Below are 23,438 nucleotides of genomic sequence, written 5' to 3'. Positions count from 1 at the left end.
TCGGCGGATACCGGATGAACGACGCAGCCGCGCCGACCAGGCCCCGCGTGGGGGTCATGGACCGGATGATCAATTCCATCGAGTGGCTGGCCGCCATGTTCGTGGGAATCGTCGCGCTCAACATCTTCCTGGCGGTGGTGCTGCGCAAGTTCTTCAACACCTCGATCCCCGACTCCTACGACTTCGGCCGGATGCTGCTGGGCATCCTGATCTTCTGGGGCATCGCGGCCACCAGCTACCGCGGCGGCCACATCACGGTCGACCTGGTCTGGACCGCCGCCAGCCCGCGCATGAAGCGCTGGATCGACGTCTTCGCGACGCTGGTGCTGCTGTTCGTGGTCGCGGTACAGACCGCCATGCTGTTCGACAAGGTGCGCGGCACCTATGTCGACAACGTGCTGACCTACGACATGAACATCCCGACCTGGCCCTTCTACGCGGTGGCCTGGCTCGGCGACGTCTCGGCCGTGGTGCTGATCGCGATCCGCACCTGGCGATTGATCTTCCATCCTGAACTGCTCCATGACGAGAAGCCGGAAATGAAAGCGGACGAATGAGCACCGATGCGATCGCTGTACTTGGGTTCGTCGTCCTCTTCGCATTGATGCTGCTGCGGGTGCCGGTCGGCATGGCGATGGGCCTGGTCGGCGTCACCGGCTACGCCTGGATCGTCGGCCCCGGCCCGGCGCTCAAGCTGGTCGGCCAGACCTCGATGCGCACCGTGACCGACTACACCTTCGGCGTCATCCCGATGTTCATGCTGATGGGCGCGCTGGTCTCGGTGTCGGGGGTCAGCCGCGAACTGTTCAAGGCCGCGAACTCGATGATCGGCCATCTGCGCGGCGGGCTCGGCGTGGCCACCGTGCTGGCCTGCGGCGGCTTCGCGGCGATCTGCGGCTCGTCGGTGGCCACTGCCGCCACCTTCTCGGCCGTGGCCTATCCGGAGATGCGGCGCTTCAACTACCCGCAGTCGTTCTCGACCGGCGTGATCGCCGCCGGCGGCACGCTGGGCGCCATCCTGCCGCCGTCGACCGTGCTGGCGGTCTACGCCATCCTCACGCAGCAGGACATCGGCAAGCTCTTCATGGCCGGCATCGTGCCGGGCATCCTGGCGATGGCGATGTACGTGCTGACCATCGCGATCATCGTGCGGGTGCGGCCCGACTGGCTGCCCGCCGGCCAGCTCCGGCCCTGGGCCGAGCGGCTGGCCGACCTGAAGAACGTCTGGGCGCCGCTGGTGCTCTTCGTCTTCGTGATCGGCGGCCTGTACGGCGGCTTCTTCACGCCGACCGAGGCCGGCGGCGTCGGCGCCAGCGGGGCCTTCATCCTCGGCCTGCTGCGCCGCAAGCTCGACGGCCCGAAGATCCGCGAGGCGCTGCTGTCGGCCACCCGCACCGCGGCGGCGGTCTTCACGGTGCTGATCGGCGCCCTGCTGTTCGGCTATTTCCTCACCATCACGCAGAGCCCGCAGAAGCTCACCGAGTTCCTCACCAGCCTGGGCATCGGCCGCTACGGCGTGCTGGCGCTGATCATGCTGATGTACTTGGTGCTCGGCTGCCTGATGGACGCCATGGCGATGATCATCCTCACGGTGCCGATCATCTTCCCGGTGATCGTGCACCTGGGCTTCGATCCGATCTGGTTCGGCGTCATCATCGTGATGACGGTGGAGCTGGGGCTGATCCATCCGCCGGTGGGGATGAACGTCTTCGTCATCAAGAGCGTGGTCAAGGACGTCAGCTTCACGACCATCTTCAAGGGCGTGCTGCCCTTCATCCTGACCGACATCCTGCGGCTGGTGATCCTGATCGCGTTCCCGGTCATCGCGCTCTGGCTGCCGACCAAGATGGGCTGACAACGCCGGCCCGGCAGGCGACACAATCGCGCATGCATCTTCCCAACGCACCGACTTCCGCCTGGATCGACACCGACATGGGCTTCGACGACCTGGCGGCCGTGCTCACGGTCACGCAGACGCCGCCCTGGCGCGTCGACGGCATGTCGCTGGTGGCGGGCAACGCGCCGCTCGACGTGGTGGTCGACAACGCCTTGCGCGCGGCCGCGTGCTTCGGCTGGGACTTTCCGATCCACGCCGGCAGCGACCGGCCGCTGGTTGGCGAGCTGGTCACGGCGCAGAACATCCTCGGCGCCGACGCCATGGCCTCGGCCGGCCGCAGCCTGCCGCTGGCGCGCGCCGCGCTGGCATCGAGCGACGCGGCGGCCGCGCTGGTCGACCATCTCTCGGCCGCGGGCCAGCCGGTCACGCTGCTCGCGCTGGGGCCGCTCACCAACATCGCGCGCGTGCTGCAGCGCCGCCCCGATTTGGCGCCGCGCATCGGCCAGCTGATGTGGATGGGCGGCAGCGCCGGCCCGGGCAACCACACGGCGGCGGCCGAATTCAATGCCGCGGTCGACCCCGAATCGATCAACGCGGTGCTCGACGCCGGCGTGGTGCTGCACATGGTCGGCCTCGATGCCTGCCGGCAGGTGCGCGTGCAGGCGGCGGACGCCGAGGCCCTGCGTGCCGTCGGCACCGAGAGGGCCGAGCTGCTGGCCGACCTGCTGCTCGGCTATGTGCGCATCGCGAGCCCGGCGGGTGACTTGCCGATGTCGCTCTATGACCCGACGGCCTCCGCGGCGCTGGTGGCGCCCGGAGGAATGCGCTTCAGGCCGGCCCACCTGGTGGCCGAATGCCAGGGCGAGCACACGCGCGGCATGACCGTTTGCGAGTGGCGGGTGCCGAAGCGCGCGGCGGCCAATGCGCAGGTGGCCAGCGTGGCCGACGAGGCCTTGCTGCGGCGCGTGGTGCTGGACGCGCTGGCGCGCGCGGCCGGGTAGATGGCCCCCACGCTCCCCACTTCGTGTGGGTCGCTGCCCCCCGAGGGGGCGCAGGCCGCCTTGGGAGCGGCCCGGCGGCGGCCTGGCTAGTCCCGCAGCACCCAGCCGTCCGGCACGGCCTTCAGCAGCGGACTGTCGAACACGCCGACCACCCGTGCGGCGCGTTCGGCGCCGAGCTTGTCGACCCAGCGGCGGCCCTGCAGCATCGCGACCCCGCAGGCCACGACATCGCCCCCCAGCGACTCGATCAGCTCCCAGGCGGCGAGCAGCGTGGTGCCGGTGCTGACCGCATCGTCGACCAGCACCAGCCGCCGGCCCTCGATCAGGGGGCGCAGGTGGGGGTCGAGATAGATGCGCTTGCCCGGCGTCGGCGAGGTGATCGAGTGCACCGGCGCGGAGAGCCCTTCGTCGTACCAGAACTTGCGCGAGTAGCCCATCGGCAGATAGCGTGCATGGCCCAGCGCCCGTGCGACCACCGGCGCCAGCGTGAGCCCCAGCGTGGGCAGGCCGATCACCAGCTCGGGCGCCTGCGGCGCGAGGCGCTGCGCCAGCATGGCGCCCAGCGTGTCGACCACATCGAGCGAGGCATGGTTGACCAGCAGCGAGGCCACCGCATGCGCCGGCTCGGCCGCGAGTTGCCGGATCGGCAGCATCAGCACGCGGCCGTCGGGCAGCCGCGCCGGATAGCCGAAGCGCCAGGGCGCCTCGGGCCGCTCGACCGCATCGGCCGCGACGATGCGCTGCCAGTAGTCGGTGGTGGATTCGGTGAGATGCCGGGTCATCTTCAGGTCGGCTGCGGCGCGCGCTGGCGCGACGGATCGGGCACCGGCGTGGCGGCCAGCAGGCGCTGGGTGTAGGGGTCGCGCGGCGCATTCAGCACCGCGTCGGCGTCGCCGCTCTCGACCACCCGGCCCTGGTGCATCACCATGACGCGGTCGGCCATGGCGCGCACCACGCCGAGGTCGTGGGTGATGAAGAGATAGGCGAGCTGGCGCTCCCGCTGCAGGTCGAACATCAGCTTGAGGATCTGCGCCCGCACCGAGACGTCGAGCGCCGACACCGGCTCGTCGGCAACGATCAGCGCCGGATTCGATGCCAGTGCGCGGGCGATGCCCACCCGCTGGCGCTGGCCGCCCGAAAGCTCGTGCGGCAGGCGGTGGCGGAAGTGCGCGGCAGCGAGGCCGACCTGTTCGAGCAGCGCATCGACCTCGACCGCCGCCGCACGGGCATCGAGCCCGCGGTGCCAGGTCAGCGGCAGGGCGACGCTCTGGCCGATGGTGCGGCGCGGATTGAGCGAGCCGCCGGTGTCCTGGAACACCACCTGCACCTCGCGCCGAAAGCGGCGCGCCGCCTCGCCGGCGCGGGTCGCGACGTCCATGCCCTTGTAGAGGATGGTGCCTTCGCTCGGCGCCGTCAGGCCCAGCAGCATGCGTCCGAGCGTGGTCTTGCCGCTGCCGCTTTCGCCGACCAGCGCCAGCACTTCGCCGGCGCCGATCGACAGTGAGACGCGATCGACCGCGCGCTGCATCTGGCGGGCCCGGAACAGCCCGCCGCTCGCGCGCACCGGGAACAAGCGACTGAGGTCGCGGGCTTCGAGCAGCACAGAGGTGGCTTCGTTCATGATGCCGCGGCCTCCTTGCGTTGCCAGGCGTCGGCGGCCAGCGCCTCGTCGCTGCGCAGGCAGCGGTCGGCACCGCGGCCTTGGCTTCGCAGCGCCGGCGTGCCGGTGTCGCACAGGCCGGCCTGCGCGATCGGACAGCGCGGATGAAAGCGGCAGCCGGCGGGCCAGTGGCCGGCGATCGGCACGCTGCCCGGGATCGAGAACAGCGAATGGGCGCGCGACTGCGGGCTCAGGATGCTGGCCAGCAGGCCCTGCGTGTAGGGATGGCGCGGCGCCCCGAACAGCGGCCCGACCTCGTTGGACTCGACCACCTGGCCGGCGTACATCACGTTGACCCGCTGGCAGGTCTCGGCCACCACCGCCAGGTCGTGCGTGATGAGCAGGATGCCGAGGTCGAGCTCCTTGCGCAGCCGCATCAGCAGCTTCAGGATGCCGGCCTGGACCGTGACGTCGAGGGCCGTCGTCGGCTCGTCGGCGATCAGCAGCGCCGGCCGCATCGCCAGCGCGCTCGCGATCAGGATGCGCTGGCGCATGCCGCCCGAGAGCTCGTGCGGATACTGGCGCGCGACCCGGGCCGCGTGGGGCAGCTCCATCAGGTCGAGCAGTTCGAGCACGCGCGCTTCCAGCCCCTCCGTGCGGCCATGCGCGCGCAGCGGCTCGGCGATCTGGCGGCCGACCGGCATCAGCGGATCGAGATAGCTCGTGGGGTCCTGGAACACCATGCCCACGCGGGCGCCGCGCACCGCCCGCAGTTCGGCGGCCGGCAGCCGCGCCAGGTCGCGGCCTTCGAGCAGGACCTGGCCGGCGGCCACCCGCGCCAGCGGCGAGGGAAAGAGGTTCAGCAGCGCAAAGGCCGTCATCGACTTGCCCGAGCCCGACTCGCCGACCAGGCCCACGGCCTCGCCGCGGCGCACCGTGAGCGACAGGTCGTTGACCACCCGCAGCGCGGCTGCCCCCTGGCCGATGTCGACCGACAGGCCGCGCACGTCGAGCAGCAGATCCGAATCGCTCATTTCGGTCCCCGCGGATTCAAGGCGTCGTTGAGCGCGTCGCCGAAGACATTGAAGGACAGCACGGTGAGCGCGATCGCCAGGCCCGGAAAGGCCGACATCCACCAGGCGCTGCGCAGGTACTGCTGGGCGTCGTTGAGCATCGCGCCCCAGGACACGTGGTTCGGATCGCCAAGGCCGAAGAAGCTCAGGCTGGCCTCGATCAGGATCGCCATCGCGATGTCGAGCGAGCCCAGCACGACGATCGGCGCCGCCACGTTGGGCAGGATCTCGCGCACGATGATCGCGCCGTGGCCCATGCCCGCCACCCGTGCCGCATCGACGAACTGCGACTGCGCCAGCGCGGCCACCGAGGCCCGCACCACCCGCGCCAGCTGCGGCCAGGAGAGCGCCGCGATCACCACGATCATCTTCAGCACGCTGGTGCCGAACAGCGCGATCACGATCAGCGCCACCACGAAGCGCGGCAGCGTCTGGAAGAACTCGGCGATGCGCATCAGCAGCGTGTCGAGCCAGCCGCCGAAGTAGCCCGCCAGCGCGCCGACGACCACGCCGACCGCCACCGCGATCAGCGCGCTCAGCACGCCGACGGTGAGCGAGATGCGCGAGCCGAAGACCACCCGGGCCCAGATGTCGCGGCCGAGGTCGTCGGTGCCCAGCCAGTGGCCGGGCGAGAGCGGTTCGAGCAGTGCGCTGTCGCCGCCACCCAGCGGGTCGTGGCCGGTGGCCAGCGGCGCGCAGGCCGCCAGCCCGAACAGCAGCGCCAGGAAGGCCAGCGCGAGCAGGGTCGTCGGGCGGCGCAGCAGGCGGCGCCGGAAGCCGGCCTTGCCGACAGGCGCACCCGCCGCGGGAGGCGTCATCGTCAGTGTGGTCGGTTCGCTCATGCGCGTTCGATCCTCGGATCGATCAGCCGGTGGACGATGTCGGTGACCAGGTTGGCGATCACCACCGTGACCGACACCATCAGCAGGATCGCCAGCATCACCGGATAGTCGCGCTTGGAGATCGATTCGTAGAGCAGCCGCCCGATGCCGGGCCAGGCGAACACGGCCTCGATCAGCGCCGAGCCGGCGAGCACGAAGCCGACGTTGTAGCCGATGACCGTCAGCACCGGCGCCGCGGCATTGCGCAGCGCGTGCACCACCACCACCGTCCATTCGGAAGCGCCGCGCGAGCGCGAGGCCAGGATGAAGTCGGCGTTCATCACCTCCAGCATCGCGGCGCGCGTGATGCGCGTGATCAGCGTCAGGTAGCGCAGCGACAGCGCGAAGGCCGGCAGCACCAGATAGGACAGGTGCTGCACGAAGCCGTCGAAGCCGGGCAGCGTGCCGCGCACCGGGTTGTTGCCTTGCGACGGCAGCCAGCCCAGCCAGATCGCGAACACCAGGATCAGCAGCTGGCCGAGCCAGAAGTCGGGAATCGCATAGCCCGCCGACGAGGCGCCCTGGATCGCCGAGTCGACCAGGCCGCGGCCCGGGCGGGTGGCGGAGCGGGCCGCGACGACGCCGAGCACGATTCCCATCACGCTGGCGAAAGCCAGCGCGGTCAGCGTGAGTTCGAGCGTGGCGCCCAGCCGTTCGAGGATCAGCGCCGCCACCGGCTGCTGGTTGGCGAACGAATAGCCGAAGTCGCCCTGCGCCACCTTGGCCAGGTAGCGCAGGAGCTGGACCCACACCGGCTGGTCGAGCCCGAACTCGCGGCGCATCTGGTCGAGGTATTCGGGCGGCGCCGGGAAGTCGCCCACCAGCAGCGTGATCGGGTCGCCCGGCGTGAAGGCGATCAGCAGGAAGTTGAGCACCACCACCGCGAGCAGCAGCGGCATCGCGTGCAACAGCCGCCGCAGGATGAAGGAGGACATCGAGAGACGGCTAGTCCAGACGCTTGACGCCGGCCCACTGGTCGCGCGCATCGAGCGCGGGGAACACGCCGCTGAGCTTCCTGCTCGCCGTGTCCACCGTCTCCTCGTCGAACAGCACCAGGGTCGGCAGGTCTTCGTTGAGGATCACCTGCAGCTCCTTGTAGAGCCTGGCGCGGGCCTCGCGGTCGGTGGCCGTCGCGGCCCGGGCGAGCAGGTCGTCGACCTTCGGATTCGAATAGCCGCTGGCGTTGGTGTTGGGCGCGGTCCCGGCGTAGGTGTTGTACAGGCGGGTGTAGCCGATGGCCGGGTCGCCGGCCGAGAAGTACGAGCCCAGCATCATGTCGTAGTCGCGCTTGGCGAACACGCGGTCGTAATACACCGAGCGCTCGAGCGGCTCGAGCTTGACCTCGATGCCGATCTGGCGCAGGTTGTCCTGGATGATCTGCGACTGCGCGCGCATCTGCGCGCGGCTGACGTCGAAGGGCATGCGCAAGGTCGTTCCGCCGGGCTTGGCGCCGGCCTTCTCGAACAGCGCCTTGGCGCGCGCCGGGTCGAGCGGGTACTTCTTGGCGTAGCCCACCTCCTCGTTGAAGAGCCGATTGAAGCCGTCGCCGAAGGCGCCGGCGCCCGGCCGGGCGATGCCGTTCATGGCCTGCTTCACCAGCCGCTGGCGGTCGATCGCCAGCGCCGCCGCATGGCGCGCCTCGATCTTCGAGAACAGCGGCGACTGGGTGTTGAACATCAGGAAGTAGATCGCCGGGATGTTCACGCCGCGCCGCGGTACCAGGTTCTTGTCGGCCAGGATGCGCGGGACTTCGGGCTTGGGCGTGTAGAAGTCGAGCAGTTCGTCGATCTCGCCGGTCTGCAGGGCGGGCACCCGGTTCGCCGCCTGCGGAATCACCTGGAAGATGATCGATTCGAGGAAGGGCTTGTCGCCGTCCCAGTACTGGTCGTTGCGCACCAGCTTGATGCTGGCGCCGCGCTTCCATTCGCCGAACTTGAAGGGGCCGGTGCCGACCGGCTTCTGGTTCGCCGGGTGGGTGCCGATGTTGCTGCCTTCGTAGAGGTGGCGCGGCAGCATCGGGGCGTCGAACACCGTCATCTGCGACAGCAGCGGCGCGTACGGCTTCTGCAGCCGCACCACCACGGTCAGGGGATCGGGCGTGTCGACCTCGACGCCCAGGCCCTTGAACACCGGCGCCGCGCGCGGATGCAGCTTGCCCACCACCTCGAGCAGCGTGAACTTGACGTCGGCGCTCGTGAAGTCCTTGCCGTCGTGCCACTTGACGCCGGGGCGCAGGGTGAAGCGGTAGGTCTTGCCGTCGGCCGAGACCGTCCAGGCGGTCGCCAGCGAGGGCTTGGGGTTGTATTGCGGGTCGAGCCAGACCAGGCCTTCGAGGATCTTGGCCGAGACGTCGCCGGCCGCGAAGTCGGTGGTGGTGCCGAGGTTCAAGGTCGGCGGGTCGGCGTCGATGGCCAGCACCGCCGTGCCCTTGCCGGTGGCCGCGCGGCCGTAGCGCGCGGTGGCGAGGCTGCCGGCCAGGGCGAGCGCGCCCAGGCTCAGCTGGCGGCGGGTCAACGGGAGGGGCGAAGAATCGGGGGTGGAATCGGTCATCGTTCTGGGAGAGCAATTTCGAGGCCAATGGGCCCGCCATTATTGGCGTGGAAAATGCGAGTCCACTGCAGCATCAAGGCGGCTTCGATGATTTCCGTTCCCATCCACCCAGGCATCCAGGCGTCGACCGACGAAATGGTTGGTCTGCGCCGGCAGATCCATGCGAATCCCGAACTGGGCTACGAAGAGTTCCAGACCAGCGAGCTGGTGGCCGAGAGGCTGGCGCGCTGGGGCTATGCGGTGCACCGCGGCCTGGGCGGCACCGGCGTGGTCGGCACCCTGAAGCTCGGCCAGGGCGGCAAGCGGCTGGGCCTGCGCGCCGACATGGACGCGCTGCCGATGACCGAGACCACCGGCCTGTCCTGGGCCAGCCGAAAACCGGGCGCCATGCACGCCTGCGGCCACGACGGCCACACTGCCACCCTGCTTGCCGCCGCCCAGGTGCTGGCGGCCGCGAAGGGCTTCGACGGCACGCTCCACCTGATCTTCCAGCCGGCCGAGGAAGGCCTGATGGGGGCCAGGAAGATGGTCGAGGACGGGCTCTTCGAGCGCTTCCCCTGCGATGCGGTCTATGCGTACCACAATGAGCCCGGCTTTCCGGCCGGGCAGTTCGGCTTCCTCCCGGGTGTCATCTACAGCTCGTCGGACACGGTCGTCATCACCCTCGAGGGCAAGGGCGGCCATGGCGCGATGCCGCACACCACGGTCGACCCGATCATGGTCGCGGCGCACCTGATCCTGGCGCTGCAGACGCTGGTGTCGCGCGAGGTCGACCCCAACGACATGGCGGTGGTCACCGTGGGCGCGATGAACGCCGGCAAGGCGCCGAACGTGATCCCGACCAGCGCCGAGCTCAAGCTGTCGGTGCGCGCGCGCCGGCCCGAGGTGCGCGCCTTCCTGCGCGAGCGCATCACCGCCATGGCCGAGGGCCAGGCCGCCGTGCATGGCGCGCGCGCGGTGGTGGACTACCAGTGGAAGATGCCGCCCTGCGTCAACGACCCGGCCGCCACCGCCTTCGCGCGCCAGGTGGCGATCGAATCGATGGGCGAGAAGGCGCTGATCCCGGACATGGCGCCGCTGCAGGCCAGCGACGATTTCGCCTTCATGCTGAACGCGGTGCCGGGCAGCTACTTCATCGTCGGCAACGGCGACGGCAAGCCCGGCAGCGGTCCCGGCTGCATGGTGCACAACACCGGCTACGACTTCAACGACGAGATCCTTCCGAGCACCGCGAGCTACTGGGTGTCGCTGGTGCAGGCCTACCTGCGTTGAATGCATAGACTGTGGCCACCATGAACCCTGAAGTCATCTACACCGTCCGCGTCGAATTCGGCGACTGCGACCCCGCCGGCATCGTCTGGTTTCCCAACTTCTTCCGCTGGATCGACGCCGCATCGCGCCACTTCTTCGCCGAACGCGGCGTGCCGCGCTGGGAGGAAACGGCCCGCACGCTGGGCGTCATCGGCACGCCGCTGGTCGACACCCACACGCGCTTCGTCAAGAGCGCCAGCTACGGCGACACGCTGCAGATCGCGGCCGCGATCACCGAGTGGCGCGAGAAGAGCTTCGTCCAGACCTACCGGGTGACGCGCGGCGAGGACCTGATCCTCGAATGCGAGGAGGTCCGCATCTTCGCCGCCGCCCGCGAAGGCGGCGGCATCCGGGCGGTGCCGATCCCGCAGGCGATCCGCCAGCTCTGCGAATAGGCGGCCGGGCGGGCGCCGCGGAGTCAGTCCTGGGCCAACCGGGCGGCGATGCGCCGGTCGAACCAGTCGTCCATCATCGCCTTCTCGTAGCGCAGCCGGTCGCTGGGCGAATAGCGATTGACCGACCCGAGGTAGTTGAGGTCGGACATCTGGTCGTCGGCGTCCGCCAGCACGCGCTCGCCGCGCGTCAGCGTGTAGTGCAGCCGGATCCGCGGCCAGGTGATGTCGCGCAGGATGCGGATGTCGGTGCCGGTGCGAAAGCGAAAGGGCTCGAACCAGCCGGCCAGGTCGATGTCCACCACCTCGATGCGCAGGCTGTCGCCCGGCGGCAGGCCGGGCCCGGCCAGCTGCACCAGATGGCGCTGGACGTCGCGCATGACCTCGACCCGCTCCGGCTCGCTGCCGTTGGGATGCGCGTAGGCGGCGTCGGTGAAGCGTTCCGGATGCACGAAGAAGACCGACAACGCGGGCGCGGGGGCCTGTGCTGATGCGCCGGTCACGAGCAACGCGGCGATCGTGGCAACGAGCAGTCGAGGCATGGCATCTCCTGTCGAAAGGGGCGGCCCGGTTGGACAGCGCGGCGTTCCCGGGGTTCCCGGCGCGTCAGCGGCTGGCCCAGAACGCGCGCTGCATCGCGATCGTCTCCTGCGCGATCTCAGTGACCGGGCCGATCAGCTCCACCGGCTTCTGGCCGCGGTCGAAGACGTAGCGTGACGAAACCTGCATCGTCGGGTTCTCGGCGTGGCTGCCGGTCTCCGCCAGCAACTCCGCCTCGGTCATGGCGAACACCACGCGGCCGATGTTGGCCCAGTAGGCCGTCCCGGCGCACATGCAGCAGGGTTCGACCGCCGTGTAGAGCGTGCAGCCCCACAGGAATTCGGGCGTGAAGTTGGTCGCGGCCACGCGCGCCAGCGTGGACTCGGCGTGGTTGACGGTGTCGATGTTGCATTGCTCCAGCAGCACGGTCTCCTGGTCGGGGCCGACCAGCACGGCACCGAAGGGATGGTGCCCCAGCGCAACGGCGCGCTGCGCCACCTCGTTGGAGCGGCGCAGGTGGCGCAGCATCTGCGCGTGCGTGGGACGCAGGCCCTGGGGCGGCAGCGGTGATGTTCCGGACATGGTTTCAATACTCCTGGATGACGACAGGCCAAGGCTATTACTTTTGCACGGGCAGCGCCCTTGCGGCGCGGTGAGCCACTCGACCGTTTGGCAGAGGGGCGCAGCGGCCGCCAGGGAGTACAACCATCGCTCCATTCCCGCGGGAAAACCGATGGCCCAGCCGCAGCGATTTCTCGTCAAGATGCGAGCCCCCGCAGGCCAGGCCGCGGTGCAGCTGTTCGGCGCCGCCGTGCCGCTGCGCATCCGGCCGCTGTTCGAGAGCATCGGCGCCCCGGCCGGGCTGGGGCTGGCGGCCGGCGCCAGCTGGCACATCGTCGAGCCGGCACTCGCGCTCGATGCCGGCAGCCCCTGGGACGTCTGCCACGCGATGGTGACGCAGGGCCTCGGCCTGGCGGACACGGCCCTGCCCGATTTCGCCGAGCCGGACTTCGCCCAATCCTGGATCACCGGCTCGCCCGAAGCCGAAGCGCTGGCGCTGACCGCATCGTGCGAACCCGTTGCCCAGAAGACCGGCAGCGGCGGCTATCCCGGCGCGGCCGACCCGCTCTGGCACCAGGACGACGGCCATTCGGAGTTCGCCCGCGCGCTCGCGGACCTGGCGCTGCCGCCGGCCAACCAGCGGGTGCGCATCGCCCACCTGGACACCGGGTTCGATCCTGCGCACCAGAGCCTGCCGGCCCTGCTCGAGACCGCGCTGCAGCGCAACTTCGTCGACGACCAGGCGCCCGGGGACGCCACCGACACGGCCTCGGGCGTGTTCAACAACCGGGGCCACGGCACCGGCACGCTGAGCCTGCTGGCCGGGTCGCCGGCCGGCGGCCTGCCGCGGCTCGGGGCGGCGCCGTTCGCCCGGGTGGTGCCGCTGCGCGTCGCCGATCGCGTGGTGCTGTTCCGCAACAGCGCGATCGCGCAGGCGCTAGACCACGTCCACGCGCTGTGCGCGACCCCGGCGACCGCGTTCGATGTCGTGACGCTGAGCATGGGCGGCCTGGCGAGCCGCGCCTGGGCCGATGCGGTCAACGCGCTCTACGACGCCGGGGTGGTGGTGGTGGCCGCGGCCGGCAACAACTTCGGCAACCTGCCGACCCACCACGTCGTCTACCCGGCCCGCTTCAACCGCGTCATCGCGGCCTGCGGCGTGATGGCCGACCACCAGCCCTACGCCGACCTGCCGGCCTCGAAGATGGCCGGCAACTACGGCCCGGCGAGCAAGATGCGCACCGCCATGGCGGCCTGCACGCCGAACGTGCCGTGGGCCAAGCTGGGCTGCGAGACGGTGGTCGACCTCGATGGCGCCGGCACCTCCGCGGCCACCCCGCAGATCGCCGCCGCGGCCGCGACCTGGCTGCAGAAGAACCGGGCCGCCTGCGACCGCTACACGAAGCCCTGGATGCGGGTCGAGGCCGTGCGCCGGGCGCTGTTCGACAGCGCCGACGACCGCGACCCCGTCAAGCTCGGGCGCGGCCGCCTGCAGGTCGCGAAGGCGCTGGCCGTCGCGCCTGCAGCCGAGGCCGCGCTGAAGGCGGAGGCGCCCGACAGCGCCTCCTTCCCGCTGTTCAAGGTGCTGACCGGGCTCGGCCTCCAGGCCCAGGCCACGCCGGCGCAGGCGATGCTGGAGCTGGAGGCCCTCCAGCTGTCCCAGTGCGCGGCGATCGAGCGCATCCTGCCCGAGCCCACGGTCGATCCGCTGTCGCTCACCGGGCCCGAACGGATGGCCGTGCTGGAAGCCCTGCGCACCCATCCGCGGGCCTCGCAAGCGTTGCGCGCGGCCCTGCAGTCGCATCCCGCGACCGATCCGGGCCTGCCCATCCCGCCGCAGCAGCTGAGCCGCATCGAGGCCCTCCACCTGCAGCAGGCCCTGGCGCCGCAGCCGCCCACGCCGGCGGCCCGGCGGCTGCGCATCTACGCCTACGACCCCTCGCTGGGCCGCGACCTCGACACGGTCGGCCTCAACGAGACCGTGGCCGCGGTGCGCTGGGAGGCGAAGCTGCAGCCCGGCCCGGTGGGCGAATACCTCGAGGTGGTCGACGTCGATCCGGCCAGCGGCTGCTGCTACGCGCCGGTCGATCTCGACGATCCGCGCCTGCTGGCCGCCGACGGCCTGCGCCCTTCGGAAGCCAATCCGCAGTTCCACCAGCAGATGGTGTACGCGGTCGCCATGCGCACCATCGACCATTTCGAGAAGGCGCTGGGCCGGGTGGCGCTGTGGGCACCGCGGGCCGGTGCGCCGTCCGAGCGCTTCGTGCGCCGGCTGCGCATCCATCCGCACGCCCTGCGGGCCGAGAACGCCTACTACAGCCCCGAGCGCAAGGCCTTGCTGCTCGGCTACTTCGCGTCGAGCGCGGCGACCAGCGGCGCGCCCTCGGAATACGTCTTCACGGCCCTGTCGCACGACATCGTGGCCCACGAGACCACCCATGCGCTGCTCGACGGCCTGCACCGGCGCTTCCGCGAAGCGACCAACCCCGACGTGCTGGCCTTCCACGAAGCCTTTGCCGACATCGTCGCGCTGTTCCAGCATTTCTCGATGGGCGACTCGCTGCGCGAAGCGGTCGCCCGGGCCCGCGGCGACCTGTTCCAGCCGACCCTGCTGGCCAAGCTGGCGGTGCAGTTCGGCAATGCCACCGGCCACTATGGCGCCCTGCGCCAAGCCATCGGCAAGGAGGTCCGGGACGAGGCCACCGGCCAGAACGCCTGGCAGCCTGCGGCCCCGCCCGACAAGGGCGACTACCAGCGCTCGACCGAGGCCCATGCGCGCGGCGCGGTGCTGGTGTCGGCGGTCTTCGACGCCTTCCTGAAGATCTACACCCGGCGCGCCCAGGTGCCGATCCGGCTCGCCACCCATGGCTCGGAGGTGCTGCCCGAGGGCGCCCTGCCGGCTCAGCTGGTGGATGCGCTGACCGAAGTCGCGAGCAAGGTGGCGAGCCAGATCCTCGGCATGTGCATCCGCGCGCTCGATTACTGCCCGCCGGTCGACATCACCTTCGGCGACTACCTGCGGGCGCTGGTCACGGCCGACCGCGACCTGGTGCACCACGATCCGCTCGGCTACCGGGTCGCCTTCGTCTCGGCCTTCGCGGCGCGCGGCATCTACCCCGAGAACGTGCGCACGCTGTCGGTCGACACCATCGCCTGGGAACCGCCGCCGGCGCCCTTCCCGCGCCTGGAACGCCAGCTCGCCGGCCTGCAGCTGAACTGGGACCTGCAGGTCGACCGCGAAGCGGCCTGGGCGGACGCGCGCGCCAACGCCGTGCTGCTGCACGGCTGGCTGGTCGACCCAGAGGTGGTCGACGACGACGAGCTCGCGGTGCTCGGCCTGCGCCGCGGCGCGCCGGCCTCCGTCTCGCTGGCCGGCACGGACGGCAGCGCCGTGCCCTGCACGCTGCACGGCATCGAGGTGCACTCGATCCGCCCGCTGCACCGGGTCGGCCCCGACGGCCAGCTGCTGTCGCAGCTGGTGATCGAGCTGACCCAGTCGCTGCACGCCGACGACGGCTCCGGCATGGTGTTCCGCGCCGGCGCCACCCTGCTGTTCGACATCGGCAAGGGCGCCATCACCTACCTGGTGCGCAAGCGGGTCGACCAGCCCGCACGGGTCTCGGCGCAGCAGGCGCTGTGGGCCGACCGCCGGGCGGCCCAGCCCAACAGCTATTCGGGCCTGGCCACGCACGACGCCGAGCCTTTCGCCCTGTTGCACCGCGCCCATTGAGACGGGACACACCATGGCCGCCGCCAAGAAGACCCCGACCCCGAGCAAGAAGCCGCCGCGCGCCACGGTGCGCACCTACCGCCACGGCCTGGGCGACTGCCACCTGGTCACGCTCCACGGCGCCCGCAAGGCCAGGTACCAGATCATGATCGACTGCGGCGTGATCCTCGGCACGTCGAACCCCGGCGCGGTGATGACCGAGGTGATGGACGACATCCTGGCCGCCACCGGCGGCAGCATCGACCTGCTGGTCGCGACCCACGAGCACTGGGACCATGTGTCGGGCTTCGCCCAGGCCGCCGGTTCGTTCGCCAGGCTCAAGGTCGGCGCGGTCTGGCTGGGCTGGACCGAGGACCCGAAGGACGCCGACGCGAAGAAGCTGCGCGGCGAGCGCGACAACGCCCTCGCGCTGCTGCGGGCCGCGGCCGTTCGGATGCAGCTCGATGGCGGCGGCGATGGCGAGCCGAACCTGCTGACCTCGCTGCTCGACTTCTTCGGCGCCGCCGCCCGGACCACCACCGCCTCGGCGCTGGAACTGGTGCGCGCCAAGGTGGCCCGGCCGCGCTATTGCGACCCGAAGGACCTGCCGGTCGAACTCGACGGTTTCCGGGCCCGCATCTACACGCTGGGTCCGCCGCGCGACATGAAGATGCTGAAGAAGACGCTGCCGAGCGCCTCGGCGCCCGAGACCTACGGCATGGCGCTGGCGGCGGCCGAGCAGAGCATCGGCCAGGCGCTGGCGCATCCCGAGCAGCAGCCGTTCTCGAATGCCTTCCGGATCCCGAACCGGGTGGCGCAGAGCACGCCGTTCTTCCAGCAGCGCTACTGGAACGACGAGGCCTGGCGCCGCATCGACGCCGCCTGGATGGACGACGCCGCCGAACTCGCGCTGGCGCTGGACAGCATGACCAACAACACCAGCCTGGTGCTCGCGATCGACCTGGACGATGTCGGCGTGCTGCTGTTCGCCGCCGACGCCCAGGTCGGCAACTGGCTCACATGGAGCGACTGCCAGTGGCGTGTCGGCGGCAAGCCGGTGACCGGGCCCGACCTGCTCGCGCGCACCGTCTACTACAAGGTCGGCCACCACGGCAGCCACAACGCGACCCTGAAGGCCGGCGGCCTCGAGCGCATGACGGCCCTCGACGTCGCGGTGATCCCGGTCGACCACGCCATGGCGCTGAAGAAGAAATGGGGCGACATCCCGCTCGACACGCTGGTCACGGCGCTCGGCAAGGCGACCACCGAGCGGGGCTACGTGGTGCGCACGGACGAGGAGCTGTCGGCCACCGCGAAGCGGCGCGGGGCGCGGATGACGCGGTTGTATGTGGAGGTGGATGTTTGAGGGAGATCGGAGCCAGATTCAAACAGCCCGCTTCCCCCGCTCGATGTTCGGCAACAGCACCGCCACCACCCCCAGCAGCGGCAGGTAGGCAATGACCCGGTACACGTAGTCGATGCTGGTGTGGTCCGCCAGCAGCCCGAGCAGCGCCGCGCCCAGGCCGCCCATGCCGAAGGCGAAGCCGAAGAACAGGCCCGACACCATGCCGACCTTGCCCGGGATCAGTTCCTGCGCATAGACCAGGATCGCCGAGAACGCCGACGAGAGGATCAGCCCGATCAGGATCGTCAGCGTCGTGGTCCAGAACAGGTCGGCATGCGGCAGCAGCAGCGCGAACGGCGCCACGCCGAGGATCGAGGCCCAGATCACCGGCTTGCGCCCGACGCGGTCGCCGATCGGGCCGCCGGCCAGAGTGCCCAGGGCCGAGGCGAAGAGGAAGACGAACAGGTGGTACTGCGAGCTCTGCACCGAGAGCCCGAAGCGCTCGATCAGGTAGAAGGTGTAGAAGCTGCTGAGCCCGGCGACGTAGAAGTACTTCGAGAAGATCAGCAGCAGCAGCACGCCGATCGTGCCCAGCACCTTGCCGCGCGGCAGCGGTGGGGCCACGGGCCGGCGCGCCGCCCGCGCGCTGGCGGCCGCGTGATGCGCACCGTACCAGCGGCTCACCTGCGTCAGCAGCACGATGCCCAGCAGCGCCGCCAGCCCGAACCAGGCCACGCTGCGCTGGCCGAAGGGCACGATCACCGCCGCCGCCACCAGCGGCCCGAGCGCGCTGCCGGTGTTGCCGCCGACCTGGAACAGCGACTGCGCCAGGCCATGCCGCCCGCCCGAGGCCATGCGCGCCACGCGCGAGGACTCCGGATGGAAGATCGACGAACCGGTGCCCACCAGCGCCGCCGCCAGCAGCAGCACCGCGAAGCTGGGCGCGAAGGCCAGCAGCACCAGCCCGGCCAGCGTGAAGCCCATGCCGACCGGCAGCGAGTAAGGCATCGGCCTGCGGTCCGTGTAGAGCCCGACCAGCGGCTGGAACAGCGACGCGGTCAGCTGGTAGGTCAGCGTGATCAGGCCGATCTGGCCGAAGCTCAGCTGGAAGTCGCCCTTGAGCACCGGGTACATCGCCAGGATCAGCGACTGCATCATGTCGTTGATCAGGTGCGAGGCGCTGATCGCGCCCAGGATGCCGAAGGCGACCCCGTTCGGTGGCGATGTGCCGGAGGCGGCGGAAACGCGGGTGGCGGCGGGCGAAGACATGGGAAGGAGGTGCGCGCAGGACGCGGGGACAGGAACAAGGAAACGGATCGTAGCGATACGATGCAGGCCTGTCGCACGCCGTTCGGGCTGCGATCTTCGCGAAAAAGACATCGCCATGCCCGCCCTTCCCGCGTCGCCGAACCCCGAATTCCTGTCCCAGGTCGATCGCAACCCGGCGCCTGTGAGCTGCAAGGCCACCGACTACCCGGCCGGCCACGTGATCGCGCCGCATGCCCATGCCAAGAGCCAGCTGATCTACGCGGTGCACGGCGTCATGATGGTGAGCGCCGGCGAAGGCCGCTGGATCGTGCCGCCGACCCGCGGCATCTGGATGCCGGCCGGCTGGCCGCACGCGATCCGCTGCATCGGCGAGGTGCGCATGCGCAGCATCTACGTGCGCCCGGAGGCGGCGCCGCACCTGCCCGACCAATCCCGCGCAGTCGGCATCTCTGCGCTGCTGCGCGAGCTGATCCTGGCGGCCGCCGAAGTGCCGCCGGACTACGCCCGGAATTCGCGCGACGGCCGCCTGATGCGCCTGCTGCTCGACGAACTGCACGCGCTGCCGGTGCTGCCGCTGCACCTGCCGCAGCCGGCCGATCCCCGTTTGAAGCGGATCTGCTCGCGCCTGCTGGCCGCGCCGCACGACGGCGCGACGCTCGCTGACTGGGCCCGCCGCCTGGCGGTGGACGCCAAGACCCTGCAGCGCCTGTTCGCGCGCGAGACCGGCATGACCTTCGGCAAATGGCGCCAGCAGGCGCGGCTGCTGCACGGGCTCGAGCGGCTCGCCACCGGCGACAAGGTGCTCGACGTCGCGCTGGCGCTGGGCTACGACAGCCCGAGCGCGTTCGCGACCATGTTCAAGCGGCAGTTCGGACTGTCGCCGAGCGAGTTCTTCCGCTGAGCCGCGAGCGCCCTCACTCCTTGACCGACCCCGTCAATCCCGACACGTAGTACTCGACGAAGAACGAGTAGATGAAGGCCACCGGCAGCGAGCCCAGCAGCGCGCCGGCCATCAGCGGCCCCCACTGGTAGACGTCGCCCTGCACCAGCTCCGTGACGACACCCACCGGCAGCGTCTTGATCTCCGATGACGAGACGAAGGTCAGCGCATAGATGAACTCGTTCCACGACAGCGTGAAGGCGAAGATGCCGGCCGAGATCAGGCCCGGCACCGCCAGCGGCAGCACGATCTTGACCAGGATCTGCCAGCGGCTGGCGCCGTCGATGAGCGCGCACTCCTCGAGTTCGGCCGGGATCGAGCGGAAGTAGCCCATCAGGAGCCAGGTGCAGAACGGAATCAGGAAGGTCGGGTAGGTCAGCACCAGCGCCCAGCGGGTGTCGAACAGGCCGAGGTTGAAGACCACGTTGGCCAGCGGAATGAACAGGATCGACGGCGGCACCAGGTAGGCCAGGAAAATCGCCAGCCCGGTCTGGCGCGAGCCCTTGAAGCGCAGCCGCTCGATCGCGTAGGCGGCCAACACCGACACCACCAGCGAGCCGAAGGTCGACACCACCGACACCAGCACCGTGTTCCACAGCCACTGCGGATACGCAGTCTCGAACAGCAGCTTGTGGAAGTGCGCGAGCGTCGGCGCGATGACCCAGAACGGATTGCCCTCGCGCGACAGCAGCTCGGGCTCGGGCTTCACGGCCGTGATCGCCATCCAGTAGAACGGAAACAGCAGCACGATCAGGAACACCACCAGCGGCAGGTACACCGTGACCGCCTTGCGCGGCACGGTGTCCAGGTAGCTCATGCCGACGACGTCGATCTGGCCGGATTTGCTCATTTTTGCCACGCGCGCCGTTGAAGTCCGAAGTAGCTGAACATGATGCAGCCCAGCAGGAAGGGCACCATCGCGATCGCGATCGCCGCGCCCTCGCCCAGCGCACCGCCCGAGATCGCGCGCTGGAACGACAGCGTCGCCATCAGGTGCGTCGCATTGAGCGGCCCGCCGCGGGTGATCACGTAGATCAGCTGGAAGTCGGTGAAGGTGAACAGCACCGAGAAGGTCATCACCACCGCGATGATCGGCGTCAGCAGCGGCAGCGTCACATGGCGGAATTGCTGCCACGGCGTCGCGCCGTCGATCGCCGAGGCCTCGTAGTACGAGGGCGAGATGGTCTGCAGCCCGGCCAGCAGCGTGATCGCCACGAAGGGCACGCCGCGCCACACGTTGGCAGCGATCACCGCGAAGCGCGCATTCCACGGGTCCCCGAGGAAGTCGATGTAATGGTCGATCAGCCCCATCTTGACCAGCGCCCAGCTGATGATCGAGAACTGCGAGTCGTAGATCCACCAGAAGGCGATCGCCGACAGCGCCGTCGGAACGATGTAGGGCAGCAGGATCACGGCCCGGAAGAAGGTCTTGAAGCGGATGTTCTTGTTCAGCAGCACCGCCAGCCACAGGCCGAGCAGGAACTTGAACACGCTCGCCACCACCGTGTAGAAGAGCGTGTTGAAGAGCGCCAGCCGCGTGACCGAATCGCCCCAGAGGAAGATGTAGTTCTCCAGGCCGATCCACTCGCCCGGCCGGCCCACCTTGGCATCGGTGAAGCCGAGCCAGGTGCCCAGGCCGAGCGGATAGGTCAGGAACAGCAGCAACAGCACCGCCGCCGGCAACATGAACATGAAGCCGAGGGCGTTGCGGCTGTTCTGCAGCCTGGCGAGAAAGGTCATAGCGAGCGTCGCCCTGCCGGTTTCCGAATGGCTCCCTTCCAGGAACACCGCGGAACCGGCTTTGCCGGGCCGCTGGTGTTGCCCCCGGTGAGGGGGTGGGCGGCTACACGAAGTGAGCCAACCTGGGGGAGAGCTTTCATCCTAGACCTTGTAGTAGCGCTCGGCACGCTTCTGGGCGCGCTCGGCGGCTTCCTTCGGCGTCTTCGACCCGCTGGCGGCTTCGGCCACCATGTTCGGGATGATGAAGTCCGCCGCCGCGCCGGCCGAGGCGTAGCCGAGCTTGCCTTCGTAGCCGGCCGGCCGCAGGTTCTTGACCGAATCGCGGTAGGGCGTGTTCTTCGGGTCGGAGGTCCAGATCGGATTGGCCTCGTAGGCCTTCAGGGGCTGCGCCACGTAGCCGCCGGCGCCCTGCAGCCAGTCGTCGAACTGCGGCCGCTCCATCATGAAGCGCAGGAACTCCTTGGAGGCCTGCGGGTACTTGGTGTACTTCATGATCATCTGGTTGAAGAACAGGTGCGACTCGGTCGGCACCCCCACCGGCCCGACCGGGAATACCGCATGGTTGATGTCCGACGCCATTTCCTTGACCTTCGGATCGGGCGAGTTCTTGGCCGCGTAGTAGATCGAGATGCCGTTGTTGGTGACGCTGATCTGGCCGTCGAGAAAGGCCTTGTTGTTGTTCGGATCGAGCCACGACAGCGTGCCCGGGATGAAGTTGGCGTAGAGCTCCTTGGCGTACTCCAGCGCCTTCAGCGTCTCGGGGCTGTCGAGCACCACCTTGTTGTTCTTGTCGACCAGCTTGCCGCCGAAGGACCAGATCAGCCAGTTGGTCCAGGTGCTGTCGCCGGTCGCGTTGCCCAGCGCCATGCCGCCCGGCGTGCCCTTTTCCTTCAGCGCCTTGTAGAGCTTGAGGAAATCGTCGTTGTTGGTCGGGAACTTGTCGAAGCCGGCCGCCTTGACCATGCTCTCGCGGTAGACGATCAGCGAGCCCGAGGCGCCGAGCGGCAGCCCGATCCACTTCTTGCCGTCGGGCCGCATGAAGAGTTCGCCGGCGGGGTACCAGCCGCCGTACTTCTTGCCCAGGTACTCCGCCAGGTCGGTGACGTCGAGCAGCTTGTCCGGATAGAGGTTGGCGTCGTCGTTGGTCGACAGGATGATGTCGGGCCCGGCGCCGGTGTTGGCCGCCACCGCCGCCTTGGGCCGCACGTCCTCCCAGCCCTCGTTGTCGACCCGCACCTCGATGCCGGTGGCCTCGCTGAAGCGCTTGACGTTGGCCATGTAGGCGTCGATGTCGCCCTGCACGAAGCGGCTCCAGCGCAGCACCCGCAGCTTGGCGCCCTTCTCGGGCTTGAAGGCCAGGGTCTGCGCGTTCGCCAGCGGCGAGAAGATCGCGGTGCCGACGCCGAGCGAGGCCGCGGCCGCGAGGCCGGCCGAACTCTTCAGAATCTTGCGGCGATTGATGTCACTCATTCATGTCTCCTGTTGTTGAACGGCCGGAAATGAAAGGTCAGGCCACCAGGCGTTGGCCGTTGGCGGCATCGAAGAGGTGGGCCCGCTGAAGATCGGGCTGCAGGTGGATGATGGTGCCGGGCGCGAAATCGTGGCGCTCGCGGAACACCGCCGACAGCTCCACGCCTTCATGGCGGCAGGCCACGAAGGTGTCCATGCCGGTCGGCTCCATCACGGCCACCCGCGCGGGGATGCCGCCGCCGTCGGCCAAGGTCAGGTGCTCGGGCCGGGTGCCGTAGATCACGGGCTGGCCATCGACGCCGCCGGCGGCGAGCGGGGCGTCGAGCTGGGTGCCGTCGGCCAGCTCGACCCGGGCCGCGCCGCCGCCGCGGCGCAAGGTGCCGGGCAGGAAGTTCATCGACGGCGAGCCGATGAAGCCGGCCACGAACTGGTTCGCCGGATGGTCGTAGAGCTCGAGCGGGCTGCCGGTCTGCTCGATCCGGCCGTCGCGCATCACGACGATCTTGTCGCCCATGGTCATGGCCTCGATCTGGTCGTGCGTGACGTAGATCGAGGTGGTCTTCAGGCGCTGGTGCAGTTCCTTGATCTCGCTGCGCATCGCCACCCGCAGCTTGGCGTCGAGGTTGGACAGCGGCTCGTCGAACAGGAACACCTGCGGGTCGCGCACGATGGCCCGCCCCATCGCCACCCGCTGCCGCTGGCCGCCCGAGAGCTGGCGCGGATAGCGCTCGAGCAGCGGCGCCAGCGCCAGGATCTCGGCCGCACGCTTGACCTTGGCCTCGATGGAAGGCTTGTCCATCTTGGCCAGCGCCAGCGCGAAGGCCATGTTCTCGCGCACCGTCATGTGCGGATAGAGCGCGTAGTTCTGGAACACCATCGCGATGTCGCGCTCCTTGGGCGGCAGGTCGTTGACCCGCTTGTCGCCGATGCGGATCTCGCCGCCGTTGATCTCCTCGAGCCCGGCGATCATGCGCAGCAGGGTCGACTTGCCGCAGCCCGACGGGCCGACCAGCACGGTGAACGAGCCGTCCTGGATGTCGATGTCCACACCATGCAGGATGGCGACATCACCGAAGTTCTTCTTGACTGACTGGATCGTGACACTGGCCATGCACTGAAGTCCTGAAAGGTCGCGAGTCGACATCGGGCCATGGAGGACTCCATGCCGCAAGCGCGCAGTATTGGCATCGCGACCGGTCGGCGCATCAGGGCAAACCGT

General features: G+C 69.6%; 21 protein-coding genes. 8 read left to right on the top strand and 13 right to left on the bottom strand.

The window, feature by feature from the left end; genetic code table 11:
• Positions 1-14: 14 nt before the first annotated feature.
• Genes QTI33_RS07100 through QTI33_RS07090 form a run of 3 tightly spaced genes read left to right on the top strand, consistent with a single transcriptional unit; the run spans position 15 to position 2,838 of the window.
• Complete coding sequence (locus QTI33_RS07100) at positions 15-557, top strand: TRAP transporter small permease (protein ID WP_286505079.1); 543 nt, start codon at positions 15-17, stop codon at positions 555-557.
• Complete coding sequence (locus QTI33_RS07095; RefSeq protein WP_286505078.1) at positions 554-1,855, top strand: TRAP transporter large permease; 1,302 nt, start codon at positions 554-556, stop codon at positions 1,853-1,855. Before QTI33_RS07100 ends, QTI33_RS07095 begins: the two co-directional genes overlap by 4 nt.
• Before the next feature lie 32 nt (positions 1,856-1,887).
• Positions 1,888-2,838 carry a nucleoside hydrolase gene (locus tag QTI33_RS07090; protein ID WP_286505077.1) on the top strand — a complete coding sequence of 317 codons (951 nt, stop codon included), beginning with the start codon at positions 1,888-1,890 and terminating at the stop codon, positions 2,836-2,838.
• Between the two features lie 86 nt (positions 2,839-2,924).
• Here QTI33_RS07090 and QTI33_RS07085 read toward each other — a convergent pair whose 3' ends face one another.
• From QTI33_RS07085 to QTI33_RS07060, 6 genes are read right to left on the bottom strand one after another with little or no spacing between them, the layout of a single operon-like run.
• Positions 2,925-3,620, bottom strand: coding sequence for a phosphoribosyltransferase (locus QTI33_RS07085; protein ID WP_286505076.1), 696 nt, complete (start codon positions 3,618-3,620; stop codon positions 2,925-2,927).
• 2 nt (positions 3,621-3,622) lie between these two features.
• Entirely contained in the window at positions 3,623-4,459 is an 837-nt protein-coding gene (locus QTI33_RS07080) for an ATP-binding cassette domain-containing protein (RefSeq protein ID WP_286505075.1), read from the bottom strand.
• On the bottom strand, positions 4,456-5,472 hold the full coding sequence (locus QTI33_RS07075; protein ID WP_286505074.1) for an ABC transporter ATP-binding protein: 1,017 nt from the start codon (positions 5,470-5,472) through the stop codon (positions 4,456-4,458). The genes QTI33_RS07080 and QTI33_RS07075 overlap by 4 nt, the downstream gene beginning before the upstream one ends.
• Complete coding sequence (locus tag QTI33_RS07070) at positions 5,469-6,353, bottom strand: ABC transporter permease (RefSeq protein WP_286505073.1); 885 nt, start codon at positions 6,351-6,353, stop codon at positions 5,469-5,471. Before QTI33_RS07070 ends, QTI33_RS07075 begins: the two co-directional genes overlap by 4 nt.
• Positions 6,350-7,327: an ABC transporter permease gene (locus tag QTI33_RS07065; protein WP_286505072.1), complete on the bottom strand. Its 978-nt coding sequence runs from the start codon at positions 7,325-7,327 to the stop codon at positions 6,350-6,352. The genes QTI33_RS07070 and QTI33_RS07065 overlap by 4 nt, the downstream gene beginning before the upstream one ends.
• A 10-nt stretch (positions 7,328-7,337) precedes the next feature.
• Positions 7,338-8,942 (bottom strand): ABC transporter substrate-binding protein, encoded by a 1,605-nt coding sequence (locus QTI33_RS07060; protein ID WP_286505071.1) that lies wholly within the window; start codon positions 8,940-8,942, stop codon positions 7,338-7,340.
• An 87-nt stretch (positions 8,943-9,029) separates the two neighbouring features.
• Between QTI33_RS07060 and QTI33_RS07055 the strand changes: the two genes are divergently transcribed.
• Together QTI33_RS07055 and QTI33_RS07050 are read left to right on the top strand one after the other, a co-directional pair.
• Complete coding sequence (locus tag QTI33_RS07055) at positions 9,030-10,214, top strand: M20 aminoacylase family protein (RefSeq protein WP_286505070.1); 1,185 nt, start codon at positions 9,030-9,032, stop codon at positions 10,212-10,214.
• 20 nt (positions 10,215-10,234) lie between these two features.
• Positions 10,235-10,648 carry an acyl-CoA thioesterase gene (locus tag QTI33_RS07050; protein WP_286505069.1) on the top strand — a complete coding sequence of 138 codons (414 nt, stop codon included), beginning with the start codon at positions 10,235-10,237 and terminating at the stop codon, positions 10,646-10,648.
• Positions 10,649-10,671: 23 nt separating this feature from the next.
• Here QTI33_RS07050 and QTI33_RS07045 read toward each other — a convergent pair whose 3' ends face one another.
• Complete coding sequence (locus tag QTI33_RS07045) at positions 10,672-11,187, bottom strand: DUF3016 domain-containing protein (RefSeq protein ID WP_286505068.1); 516 nt, start codon at positions 11,185-11,187, stop codon at positions 10,672-10,674.
• 64 nt (positions 11,188-11,251) lie between these two features.
• Entirely contained in the window at positions 11,252-11,767 is a 516-nt protein-coding gene (locus tag QTI33_RS07040; RefSeq protein ID WP_286505067.1) for a nucleoside deaminase, read from the bottom strand.
• Between the two features lie 181 nt (positions 11,768-11,948).
• Here QTI33_RS07040 and QTI33_RS07035 point away from each other — a divergent pair, with 181 nt between their 5' ends.
• Positions 11,949-15,476 (top strand): S8 family serine peptidase, encoded by a 3,528-nt coding sequence (locus QTI33_RS07035; RefSeq protein ID WP_286505066.1) that lies wholly within the window; start codon positions 11,949-11,951, stop codon positions 15,474-15,476.
• 13 nt (positions 15,477-15,489) lie between these two features.
• Complete coding sequence (locus QTI33_RS07030) at positions 15,490-16,821, top strand: ComEC/Rec2 family competence protein (protein WP_286505065.1); 1,332 nt, start codon at positions 15,490-15,492, stop codon at positions 16,819-16,821.
• Between the two features lie 18 nt (positions 16,822-16,839).
• Here the strand turns inward: QTI33_RS07030 and QTI33_RS07025 are convergent, their stop codons facing one another.
• Complete coding sequence (locus tag QTI33_RS07025) at positions 16,840-18,069, bottom strand: MFS transporter (RefSeq protein ID WP_286505064.1); 1,230 nt, start codon at positions 18,067-18,069, stop codon at positions 16,840-16,842.
• Between the two features lie 115 nt (positions 18,070-18,184).
• On the opposite strand from QTI33_RS07025, the gene QTI33_RS07020 reads away from it, so the two are divergent.
• Positions 18,185-18,970 carry an AraC family transcriptional regulator gene (locus tag QTI33_RS07020; protein WP_286505063.1) on the top strand — a complete coding sequence of 262 codons (786 nt, stop codon included), beginning with the start codon at positions 18,185-18,187 and terminating at the stop codon, positions 18,968-18,970.
• Between the two features lie 13 nt (positions 18,971-18,983).
• Here the strand turns inward: QTI33_RS07020 and QTI33_RS07015 are convergent, their stop codons facing one another.
• The 4 genes from QTI33_RS07015 to QTI33_RS07000 all read right to left on the bottom strand — a co-directional run bounded on the left by QTI33_RS07015 (position 18,984) and on the right by QTI33_RS07000 (position 23,330).
• On the bottom strand, positions 18,984-19,859 hold the full coding sequence (locus QTI33_RS07015) for a carbohydrate ABC transporter permease (protein WP_442285684.1): 876 nt from the start codon (positions 19,857-19,859) through the stop codon (positions 18,984-18,986).
• Entirely contained in the window at positions 19,856-20,749 is an 894-nt protein-coding gene (locus QTI33_RS07010) for a carbohydrate ABC transporter permease (protein WP_286505061.1), read from the bottom strand. Before QTI33_RS07010 ends, QTI33_RS07015 begins: the two co-directional genes overlap by 4 nt.
• Before the next feature lie 141 nt (positions 20,750-20,890).
• Entirely contained in the window at positions 20,891-22,219 is a 1,329-nt protein-coding gene (locus tag QTI33_RS07005) for an ABC transporter substrate-binding protein (protein WP_286505060.1), read from the bottom strand.
• Between the two features lie 37 nt (positions 22,220-22,256).
• Complete coding sequence (locus tag QTI33_RS07000; RefSeq protein WP_286505059.1) at positions 22,257-23,330, bottom strand: ABC transporter ATP-binding protein; 1,074 nt, start codon at positions 23,328-23,330, stop codon at positions 22,257-22,259.
• Positions 23,331-23,438: the final 108 nt, after the last annotated feature.

The organism is Variovorax davisae, from assembly GCF_030316845.1.
GTDB lineage: Bacteria > Pseudomonadota > Gammaproteobacteria > Burkholderiales > Burkholderiaceae_C > Variovorax > Variovorax davisae.
This window is presented reverse-complemented; position numbering and strand designations above follow the sequence as displayed.